Genomic DNA, 10,366 nt, shown 5'->3' on the forward strand with positions numbered 1-10,366 from the left:
AAAATCAATATTACTATTATCTAAAGTAGAGAAGATAGCTACTCGTTCAATATCGTATGTAGCACTATTGTATCTATCATCTCTGGGGTATTCTGTTTTAGTAGGAAAATAGTGGTGTAGTATTTTTAGATGCTTAACCTGCTCATTGGCATAAGTAGAGAGTTTGGTTCTCTCATTTGAGAACATTAAATCCTCCTGACTCTTATAGTAAAAAGAGGAGAGTAGAGAGACCAACACTATAACTAAAAAGATATAGAGAGTTAAAAATCTATATAGTGACAGCTTCTCATTGCGACGAAGTAAACTTATATCCCTGTTTTTTGATACTGACAATTCTATCCTTACCTATAATCTTTCTGATATTTTTGATATATGTTCGTAAAGCTGTATCACTTGGGTCTTCATCAAAATCCCACAACTCTTTGTAGATTCTATCGTGTGATATAACCTCATCTTGATGTTTCATAAAAAGTTTAAATAGAGCAGACTCTTTATTTCCAAGTGTTTCAGGCTTACCATTAACAATAAGTTCATTTGATTTTGTATTGTACTCAATATTTTCACCTAGTATGATAAACTCTGACTTCTCATGAAAGAAACCTCTTCTTAGCAGTGTCTCTACACGGATAAGTAGCTCTTTGAGGACAAAAGGTTTTCGTATATAGTCATCACAACCACTCTTGAAACCTCTCTCTAAATCATCTACACCATCCAATGAGGTGATAAAAATAGAGGGAGCCACCACACCACTCTCTCTAGCCTCTTTTAGTACCGTAAATCCATCAACACCAGGAGTATTGACATCCAAAAGAAGTAGGTCATACTTACTCTCATATAATCTATCTTGTGCTTCATATCCATCATAAGTACAATCAACTAAATACCCCTCATCTTCTAAAAAGTCAGCTATAGTATCATTCAGATTAGCATCATCTTCAAGTAACAATATCTTTGCTTTAGACATCACAAACTCCTAAATTAAATTAGATTCATATTATGCAACAGTATATCATTATTTGGATTATATAAAATCATAATTTGGTAAAATCATCTCAAATTATACAAATTGCTTTGCCCAATTTACCAATCCATCTGCACTCATAGCACCAGAGAGTCGCTCCATCTCTTGTGTACCTTTAAATGCTATTAGAGTAGGAATGCTCTGTATGCCATAAGCCGCACCCAAATCTTGATGCTCCTCTGTGTTGACTTTCAAAAACTGTGCTTGTAGTGGAATCTCCAATGCCGCCTCTTCATAAGCTGGTGCCATCTGACGACAAGGACCACACCAAGGAGCCCAAAAATCAACGATAACAGGTATATCACTATTGACCAACACATGCAAGAGATCCTCTTTATCAACCTCAATAGGTCGAGAATCCAAGAGAGACTCTCTGCAATGACCACAGTTTGCCTTTGCATAACTCTCTTTTTTGGGTATCTTATTTACCTTTGCACAGTGTGGACAGACTACTTTTACTTTTTCACTCATATCTATTTCCTTTTTTGCTTAGTATTATAGCTCATCAATATTAACAAATCATCAATAGGGTATAATAGTTTAATAAATTTATCAAAAGTAAAGAGTCTATGAAAATATTGAAATATCTAATTTATACATTACTATCATTCATCTTCATAATGATTTTATATATTGTATTATCATATATATTAGCTCTTTTCCCACTCAATAGCAACATACCTTTAGATAAAAAAACTGAGACTATCCATATACTTTATAATGATATGCATAGCGATATTGTTATAAATATCGAAGAGTCAAAATATAACTGGCAAAAGCTTCTTCCTATATTGCTAAAAAGCGAAAAAAGAGGTTATCTAGCATTTGGTTGGGGAGATAGTGAGACCTATCTCAATACTCCTTCGTGGAGTGACCTAAAGACAACTACTGCACTAAAAGCACTATTTATCAACACCCCATCGCTAATGCATGTCACATACTATAGAAGAGTAGATAGATTTTTATATCTGAAACCGATAAAAGTTTCTATTGCTCAAAAAGATAAGATAGAGAGAAAAATTTTAGAAAGTTTTGGAGATAAGATAGTTTTTAAAAAGAGAGGGGATGAATATAACCATATCTTTTATAACTCTCCATACAGATATAATCTAATCAAGACCTGCAACACATGGACTGGTGATATTTTGAGAGAGTCCAATGTGACCATGAGTTATTGGACTCCATTTAGTTTTAATGTTATTGATACTCTACCATAAATCTATTAATCTCCTCCACAACTCTCTGTGGAACCTCCTCCTGAGGCATATGCCCAACCTTTTTAAAAATTTTCAAATGGCTATTTGGCAAATCTTGGTGAAGTCTCTTTCCAAATTTATAGGGGATAGATACATCTTTCTTGCCCCAAAGTATTAGCGTAGGAAGTTTTATATCTTTGTAACCTTTTTCCATCTCTCTAATATCATCAGGGATAATATTATTAACAGTTTGGAGATAAGCATATTTTGCTAAAGGCATAGATAGCATCTTAGCCGAGTGATTTACACTAGATAGAGGGATAAGCTTATCATCATTAAAGGCATAATTGTACGCCTCTTTGGCAATATTTTTATCACCCATAAGATGAATACCCAAAAATCCTATAATAGGATAGGTCAAAACTCTCATCATGGATGGTAGTTTCTGTTCATATGACATACTATTGATAAGAACCAATCTATCTAGTCTATTTTTTATAATCCCCTGCTCTTGCATTAGTGCCAAGACAAGCGATATACCACCACCAAACGAACGACCCACTATGGTTATATTTTTGAGCTTCTGATTCTCTATAAACTCACCCACTATTCGTGCTTGGTCATATACAGAATAGTCATCATCTTCTGGCTTTGGAGACTCACCAAAACCTTTTAGGTCAAGCGTAACGAGATGGTACTTTTTTGATAAATCATCAACCAAAAAACGCCAAGTGTATCGACTCTCTCCAAAACCATGTAGAAAAAGTAGCGTCTGGTTATGCTCTTTTCCATACTCATCAAAAGCCAACTCGATATGTGTTAGATTGCTATCTACCACTCTCTTTTCCCAAGTTATTGGTCTCTTCACGGCACACCCTACAAATAATAGCGATAGACTAATTAGTAATATTCTTAACATAAAATATTATACCATAATCTTTTATCAATTGTTAGATATAATATGTAGATGAAAATACCAAAGCTACTATTTAGGTTGTGTACAACCGTAGAAAATCTTTTCACCACTGCCCTAGTCTCTATGGCTTTTTATATTACTACTCCTATAGGAATTACCACCGATACACTCAAACTGCCCAAAGGTTCAATCACCAATACAATAAACCATCTACAAAACAGCGGAGTAAAACTCTCAAAAATAGATATTTATCTCCTAGCAACTCTTGGTCAGCCCAAACATGGTGAGCTAGATATCGGAATAGGGATTATAAATCGTATAGATTTTTTAGATAAACTCACTACAGCCTCTGAAGCGATTCAGATTATTACCCTAATCCCTGGAGAGACCAGACCGATTTTCCTAGAAGATATTGCAAAAAGATATAAACTTGACTATAAGAGATTAGATAGTTACTATAATCAATTTAGTAACTATAAAGAGGCTGGAATTATCCCAGATACCTACCATGTTCCAAAGGGGATAAAAGAGGAGAAGATTATCTCTTTTTTAGTAGAACTATCTGAGAAAAAATATGAGAAACTAGCTAAAAAGCATCTCAAAAGATATGATAAAAAAGAGTGGCTAAAGTATCTAACTATAGCTTCAATCGTCCAAAAAGAGTCAGCAAACAGTGAAGAGATGCCCATAGTCGCCTCTGTTGTCTACAACCGACTTAAAATAGATATGGCTCTACAGATGGATGGTACACTAAACTATGGAAAGTACTCTCATACCAAAGTAACTCCAAAAAGAATCAAAACCGACAAGAGTGGATTTAATACCTATGCAAACAAGGGGCTTCCACCCTACCCTGTCTGCTCGGTATCGATAGATGCTATAGAGGCTGCTATAAAACCTGCTACAACGAAATATCTATACTTTATGAGAAATGAAGATGGAGTTCATGATTTTACCGACTCATATAAAGAACATCTTAATAATATAAATAGGGTGAAGAGAGCTAGGAATTAATTATTCCAACTCTCGAATCTCATCTATACTCAAACTCGTACTCTTCACAATAGTTTCAATATCCACTTTTGCTAAGAGCAGATTTTTAGCTATCTCTATAGCTTTCTCTTCTTTCCCCTCTTCTTTCCCCTTTCTCAAACCCTCTTTCTCTGCCTCCTCTTTAGCATAACTCATCGCATTAAAATAATCCAACTTCGCTTTCAGATCACTCTGATAAGCAAACTGTTTGTCTTTGCTAAGTGCCAAAAATTCGGCAACATCAAAAGCCTTTTTTATCACTTTGTCTTGTTTTAGCTTTTCAGGAATCTCTTGGATTTTAGATAGATTGTTGAGATACCACATCCAATACTCTAAATGGCTAGATAACTCTTTCTCCTCTTTTGTAAACTTTGGCATCTCTATATAGTAGTAGGTCAATTTATCATAAAAGACCTCATTGCTTTTGGTATTCATAAGCTGAACTTTTGTCAAATAATCATCACTATTGTTATCATCCATCTTAAACTCAAGAATCCCTACAAAATAGACTTTTTCTAGTCTATAGTCCCAATCACCCTTTTTTGACTGCTCTTGGATGGGAAAACTTGTATAGTATATACTTCTATCTATAAAATATTTCTGCTTACTTCGTTGAAGTTCAACTATAAAATTATTACCTCTCTCATCAGTACAATAAACATCAAAAACAGCTCTTCTATCTATGATATTTAGTCCCAATTTTTCAAGATTTCGGTAGGTTATATCTACTATCTTATCCTCTATATCTAGCAGATCATTGAGAAAACTTATCAACAATCCTTTATTCTCAACATTTCCAAATATATGTTTGAATCCAAAGTCTGTAAAGGGGTCTATATATTTATTTTTTATCATCATGCACATTTGAGTTCCTTTTTGAAATAATTATAACATTTGATTCTAAAAGTTTGGGATGTGATAGAGAGGTCGTAAGAGTCTAAATTAGAAACCATAACGAAAAATATAAGTAATAGAAGATAAACTAAAGAAGCTTCCGAAAATCCTCCAACTCAAACAGAATCAGATCCTCATCCTCACTATTCAAAAGCTCATTAGAAAACCCACTTTTAGAAAAGAGTGCATAAGTATCTGCTTTTAGCCCCGATACCTCTGCTTTCTGTTTAAGCTTTGTAAGCTCACTTTTACAGACTCGACGATTTTTATATTTACACTCACCTACAACAGTCTCACCTCTAGTTGTTTTTGCCAAGATGTCAAATTCAGAGTTTACATCCCAGTAGCTTCCCATAGATTTCAGTTTATCATTGTAGTGCTGATTGAGAAGTTCGTTGGAGAGCTGTTCAAAGACCAAAGAGTTTAACCTAGAGAAGTGCTGTTCAAAGTTTTCAAAAAATCTCTGAGACCTATTCTGGGATAAATCCTTACTATATGGCTCTACAAAACCAAACCAAAAACGGTAAAAAGGTTGTTTGAACCTGATTTTTGCCTCTATTTTATAGGAACGAAGTGATTTTTCTAATTTCTGATTAGGATACTTTTTGAGTGGTGCTTCTCTGGACTCTTCAAGCTCTACAATACCAAGCTCTATCAATTGATTGACTATACTCATCCCCAAGGTATCACCTACTCGTGCTTTTCTAAAAACATTGGTTAGTCTACCGTCACCTCTAGCAATAGAGATGAGAATATAACGATATGGCTCTTCGAGAAGATATGAGGGAGAGATGAGATTTGAGAACTCTAGATATCTCTCAACAAAACTAAAACGAATAAGCAATTCAAGGTCATCCAAAAAATCTAACTCAATATCACACTCAATCCCACCAAACACAGCAAAAAGTTCCATTGCATGTTCAAGCTCCATATATCCATAGTGATGAAAAAAATCTTTAAATCTTGTTTTAATAGTTTTTTACCTTTAATATTAGACTTCTTTCAAAACTAGGAACCGATGGCTTCAGCCTCGCAATATTCGGGACTAAAGTCTCCGATTCCAAAGAGTTTTACAAGATGTCTATTTATATAGTTAGATTGTAATATCTTTTATCTTTAATTTAACTATATTTTAACTGCTTTTTTTTAACAAAATATCAATATATCATAAGGTGACTCTTTTGCCAAATAACTCGACATAGAACCTACAAAGAAACTCTCCTCTGAACTATGAGAAGTAACCATAACCAAATCTGGTTTTTTCTCCTCTATATACTCCAAAACTCCATGAGGAAGCGAGAAACTAGCATCAGTCAACTCACCTTCTACTCCCACCTCTTTCTTGAACTCTCCAAAAAGTTCCAAAGCTATATCCCTGTTTTCTCTTCTATACTCAACCATATCCACATAACTTATATCATACATACTCATCGTCGCAGTTACACTCTCATAACCATGTACAAGAGCAAAATTTGCATCAAAACTATTTTTGATAAACTCTATGCTCTCTTTTGATTTTGCACTTAAATCTGTAGGTATCAGTATATCTTTGTACTCTCTATACTCACTCTTTACAACCAACATCGGCTTTTGAGCCTCTCGAATAAGCTTCTCATATTTGATATTGGAACAGGTCACAATCATATCCACAGCATCTCTTTTTGCTTCGATAATGGCTCTTTCACTATTGTCACCAAAATATACCAGCGTATGGTGACTAATATTTTTACCTATATTTAACTCATCAAATATCCTGTCTATACTCTCTTTTACTGCCTCTTTATCAACTGGTACATTTTTGTTGTATATTGGCAGATTGAAAAAAGGGATATGGATAGTATACAAAACGATAATTTTCGCATCGAACTTGTTAGCTAGTTCAATAGATTTTTTCAGAATATCTCTACTTAGTTTAGAGTCATCTATGACTGTTAGGATTTTATTAATTGCTTTCACGATTTTTCCTTTTTCTTTTTCTCTATTATATTCTTTTTTGTTTTAGTAGATGATAAAATTATTTTATTAGTTTTGATATAATAAGAAATTACCTTTTTAGATTTTTAAATTTTTGGTATAATATTTACAATGAAAAAAAATGAACTAGACAAGCTAATCATCTGCAAAAAATGTCACACACTACACAGAAAAATAAGACTGCATCAGGGAACAAAAGCTAGGTGCAGACTCTGTGATACCGTTCTCTATAGAGACCACAAAAATCTCATTGACACAACCCTCGCACTTAGCCTTGTCTCTCTTATCTCACTTGTGATTGCTTTCTCTTTCTCTATTCTGACTATCAATATAAATGGTATCTATCAAAGTCTCGATATGAGTTCTATTTTTGTTACGATATTTGAACATAAACAGTATCTTGTAGGGGTGATGTTAGCATTTCTTATATTTCTCTTTCCCGTTTCGATTTTTGTCTCTATCGTAATCCTGCTCACACTGATGAAACTAAAGAGGTCTGGTTATCTTGTCAAAAGACTTCTAATACTTGTAGCAAAACTGCTTCCGTGGAGTATGATTGATATATTTTTCATCTCTATACTAGTAGCTATGGTTAAACTTTTTGATTTTGCACAGCTAGAGTTGGGGATTGGATTTGGTGCTTTCAGTGTTATTCTACTACTAAATCTTTTTATTCTAAAACGAATTAATATTTCTGATATTTGGGAAAAATATGACTATATATATGGAGCGAGAGGTTTAGCTACAAAAAATGACTAGCCAAAACCACTACTCCAATATTGACACCTAATAGATAGAGTGGTGTCAACATACTAGGCTCCCACTTCTCAAACGCCTCCTTATCCTCAATAGTCTCAATCATCTTCTGCTTCAACTCCCCATCAGAGTACTCTTCCTGTGACATCAAACTCTCTACCTGTGAAAAAAAATCAACCTGTTCAAAGAAAAAATTCAAAACCATCTGTGTTACTTTTGACTGCTCTGCAAAGACCTTATCATAGTTTGCTATCTTGCTCTTGTTGTCATCTACCAAAAAAGTATCCACCACAAACTCTACCAAATCATCAATACTCTCATCTACAACTTTGAAGATAGCAACAAAAAGTGCCGTCTTTTTTGCCATAACAAACCATATAATAGGGAATACAGTAACTGTAACCATAGTAATAACGCCCAATAGACCATCACTTCCTAAATAGTTTATGGCTAACCATATATTAGTAGCAATAGCCAAAAATATAAACAGCACCCATCTAAAAATATATGCAAAACTAGCTTTTGCCAATGTTCCTATCATCTCTCATCCTTTATTCTATAAATCACCGCATACATCAAAGGCACAAAATACAAATTAAGCACCGTAGCCCAAGCAATCCCAAACCCCAAACTAATAGCCATAGGTTGCAAAATCAAAGCTTGACCAGAGGCAAAGAAGATAAGTGATGAAAGCCCTAAAACCGTAGTAACCGAAGTCAAGATAATCGGTCGAACACGATAACTAGCCTGTTCTAATATCTCCTCAAAGTTTTTACCTCTTCGCACAAATGAGAGCATAATCAACCCATCATTCACCACAACTCCTGCTAGACCGATAATCCCCATCACGCCAGGCATAGTTAGATTGATTCCCATCAGTTTAGTACCCACAAGTACTCCAAGGATAGAGAGAGGGATAATAGAGAGGATAATCAATGGTTGCACAAGAGAGTTAAACATCCAAACTAGTGTAATAAAGATAAGAAAAACAGCCATTATCGCCGCCTGACTCATCTCTTTTTTCATCTTCGTATTCTCCTCCTGCTCCCCTTTGATAATCAACTTAATACCACTCTGCTCTATCTCATCAAGCAGGGGTTGTATCTGAGCCATTACATCATTAGGCACAATCACCTTTTTATCAACCCTAGCAAAGAGAGAGCGAACCTTATCCCCATCCTCTTTAAAGATACGAACAAAACTCTTTTGGTAGAAGAAGTCACAAACCTCAGACAATACCACCACTTGCCCCTCAGGAGTAGTAAGCCGAAAATTATCAATACTCCCTTGTTGGTCTTTGTACTTATCCTCTACTTTAATACGCACCAACCCCTCTTGGTTAAATGCTTTGGCATACTCACCTTTGAAAAATGAGCCACGCAGAGCAGAGGTGATATACCCCTCACTTAGCCCCAACGATTGACCATACTCATTGACACGAAGTTTTAGCTCTCGCTCACCCTCATTGGCATTATCACTAACATCATGTACCCCAACTATCTTGGCAAGTTTGGCTTTAACCCTCTCCATAGCGTCCAGTACCTCATCTTGATTTAGCGATGAAAACCCTATCTCCACATCATTCCCAATAATCCCCGTCTGTTGGGCAAAGATATTTAGCTCCTCAAAGACCTTTTTGTTATCTATTTTGTAGCTCTCTACCTCTTTTAAAATATCATTTTGAATCTCTGTAACCAACTCTTGAGCCTTTTTCTCACGAATCATATCACTATCATCATACTCCAAAGAGAAAACAGGATTGATAAACTTGTCAAAAAAGTTCTCTGGTGCTTTCTCATGTAGGTTAATAATAATCTGAAAAAGGTTATCTCCAATATCGGTACTCATATCAGCATTCATCCTAAAACCAACCACAGAGGTGATAGAGTCAACCGTCTGCTTATCCAATTTAGCCATTAGAGCATCTTCAACCCTGCTTACAAAAACCTCGGTCTCCTCTAGCTCATTATTGATATTGACCTTACCGTTAACATAGACCTGTTGCACATCAAACTCAGGAAACAGCTGAAACTTGGTTACCTTTGCCATCGCTACGGTTCCCACGAGAATTGAGACAACCATAACTATCAAAGAGACCCATTTGTGTTTCAATAAAAACGAAAGTTTTGCATTAAAAACAGCATATATAGTTTTCCAAAAACGACTCTCCTCTTTTTGAATATGCTCTAGTTTCCCAATAGAGAAAAACTCTTTGGCATGAAGAGGCAGAAAATAGAACGCTTCAAACAGAGAGCTAATCAAGAGAATCGAAATCATCACAGGCAACACCTGCATAAACATCCCCATCTTCCCACTCATAATCAGCAGTGGCAAAAAGGCAAATACCGTAGTCAATGTCGCAGTCAAAATAGCAGGGAACATCTCCAATGCCCCATCTATCGCCGCCTCTCTTGGAGCTTTCCCATTCTCCACATGCCGATAGATATTCTCTGCCACCACAATCGCCTCATCCACCAACATCCCAAGTGCTATTAATGCCCCCAAAAGTGTCAACATATTAAGGCTATACCCTATCATATCAGCAAATATAAGCGTAATCATAAACGAAGCAGGAAT

At 35.4% G+C, this 10,366-nt stretch carries 11 protein-coding genes and 1 pseudogene; 3 read left to right on the top strand and 9 right to left on the bottom strand.

The genetic code is table 11. The features are described from left to right. The 3 genes and pseudogenes from GSY74_RS04730 to trxC all read right to left on the bottom strand — a co-directional run. Positions 1-333, bottom strand: a pseudogene (locus GSY74_RS04730) (sensor histidine kinase); the annotation flags it as partial. After that, a complete protein-coding gene (locus GSY74_RS04735) occupies positions 287-964 on the bottom strand; it encodes a response regulator transcription factor (RefSeq protein ID WP_164663954.1) in 678 nt (225 codons plus the stop codon). The pseudogene GSY74_RS04730 and the gene GSY74_RS04735, both read right to left, overlap by 47 nt. Before the next feature lie 93 nt (positions 965-1,057). Then, a complete protein-coding gene (trxC, locus tag GSY74_RS04740; RefSeq protein ID WP_164663955.1) occupies positions 1,058-1,492 on the bottom strand; it encodes a thioredoxin TrxC in 435 nt (144 codons plus the stop codon). Between the two features lie 149 nt (positions 1,493-1,641). On the opposite strand from trxC, the gene GSY74_RS04745 reads away from it, so the two are divergent. Then, positions 1,642-2,238 carry a DUF2459 domain-containing protein gene (locus GSY74_RS04745; RefSeq protein ID WP_255494544.1) on the top strand — a complete coding sequence of 199 codons (597 nt, stop codon included), beginning with the start codon at positions 1,642-1,644 and terminating at the stop codon, positions 2,236-2,238. Here GSY74_RS04745 and GSY74_RS04750 read toward each other — a convergent pair. Beyond that, positions 2,219-3,085 (bottom strand): alpha/beta fold hydrolase, encoded by an 867-nt coding sequence (locus GSY74_RS04750; RefSeq protein WP_164663957.1) that lies wholly within the window; start codon positions 3,083-3,085, stop codon positions 2,219-2,221. The genes GSY74_RS04745 and GSY74_RS04750 overlap by 20 nt on opposite strands. Before the next feature lie 99 nt (positions 3,086-3,184). Between GSY74_RS04750 and mltG the strand changes: the two genes are divergently transcribed. Then, positions 3,185-4,147 (top strand): endolytic transglycosylase MltG, encoded by a 963-nt coding sequence (gene mltG / locus GSY74_RS04755; RefSeq protein ID WP_164663958.1) that lies wholly within the window; start codon positions 3,185-3,187, stop codon positions 4,145-4,147. Here mltG and GSY74_RS04760 read toward each other — a convergent pair whose 3' ends face one another. From GSY74_RS04760 to GSY74_RS11020, 3 genes are all read right to left on the bottom strand, one after another. Further along, positions 4,148-5,023 carry an Rpn family recombination-promoting nuclease/putative transposase gene (locus GSY74_RS04760; protein WP_164663959.1) on the bottom strand — a complete coding sequence of 292 codons (876 nt, stop codon included), beginning with the start codon at positions 5,021-5,023 and terminating at the stop codon, positions 4,148-4,150. A 124-nt stretch (positions 5,024-5,147) separates the two neighbouring features. After that, complete coding sequence (locus tag GSY74_RS04765; RefSeq protein ID WP_164663960.1) at positions 5,148-5,990, bottom strand: DUF234 domain-containing protein; 843 nt, start codon at positions 5,988-5,990, stop codon at positions 5,148-5,150. Positions 5,991-6,205: 215 nt separating this feature from the next. Further along, positions 6,206-7,015 (bottom strand): universal stress protein, encoded by an 810-nt coding sequence (locus GSY74_RS11020; RefSeq protein WP_164663961.1) that lies wholly within the window; start codon positions 7,013-7,015, stop codon positions 6,206-6,208. Positions 7,016-7,144: 129 nt separating this feature from the next. Between GSY74_RS11020 and GSY74_RS04775 the strand changes: the two genes are divergently transcribed. Further along, positions 7,145-7,792, top strand: a complete 648-nt coding sequence (locus GSY74_RS04775; protein WP_164663962.1) for a paraquat-inducible protein A — start codon at positions 7,145-7,147, stop codon at positions 7,790-7,792. Here GSY74_RS04775 and GSY74_RS04780 read toward each other — a convergent pair. Next, complete coding sequence (locus GSY74_RS04780) at positions 7,776-8,330, bottom strand: hypothetical protein (RefSeq protein ID WP_164663963.1); 555 nt, start codon at positions 8,328-8,330, stop codon at positions 7,776-7,778. The genes GSY74_RS04775 and GSY74_RS04780 overlap by 17 nt on opposite strands. After that, on the bottom strand, positions 8,327-10,366 hold a 2,040-nt coding region (locus GSY74_RS04785; RefSeq protein WP_164663964.1), incomplete at its 5' end, for an efflux RND transporter permease subunit. The genes GSY74_RS04785 and GSY74_RS04780, both read right to left, overlap by 4 nt.

This window comes from Sulfurovum sp. bin170 (assembly GCF_010892395.1).
In the GTDB taxonomy this organism is placed as follows: Bacteria; Campylobacterota; Campylobacteria; order Campylobacterales; family Sulfurovaceae; genus UBA1140.

What these genes read in the sequence shown, in the direction of transcription:
- GSY74_RS04735 (WP_164663954.1), bottom strand. Translation starts at nt 964, where the DNA reads ATGTCTAAAGCAAAGATATTGTTACTTGAAGATGATGCTAATCTGAAT.
- trxC (WP_164663955.1), bottom strand. Translation starts at nt 1,492, where the DNA reads ATGAGTGAAAAAGTAAAAGTAGTCTGTCCACACTGTGCAAAGGTAAAT.
- GSY74_RS04745 (WP_255494544.1), top strand. Translation starts at nt 1,642, where the DNA reads ATGATTTTATATATTGTATTATCATATATATTAGCTCTTTTCCCACTC.
- mltG (WP_164663958.1), top strand. Translation starts at nt 3,185, where the DNA reads ATGAAAATACCAAAGCTACTATTTAGGTTGTGTACAACCGTAGAAAAT.
- GSY74_RS04760 (WP_164663959.1), bottom strand. Translation starts at nt 5,023, where the DNA reads ATGATGATAAAAAATAAATATATAGACCCCTTTACAGACTTTGGATTC.
- GSY74_RS04765 (WP_164663960.1), bottom strand. Translation starts at nt 5,990, where the DNA reads ATGGAGCTTGAACATGCAATGGAACTTTTTGCTGTGTTTGGTGGGATT.
- GSY74_RS04775 (WP_164663962.1), top strand. Translation starts at nt 7,145, where the DNA reads ATGAAAAAAAATGAACTAGACAAGCTAATCATCTGCAAAAAATGTCAC.
- GSY74_RS04780 (WP_164663963.1), bottom strand. Translation starts at nt 8,330, where the DNA reads ATGATAGGAACATTGGCAAAAGCTAGTTTTGCATATATTTTTAGATGG.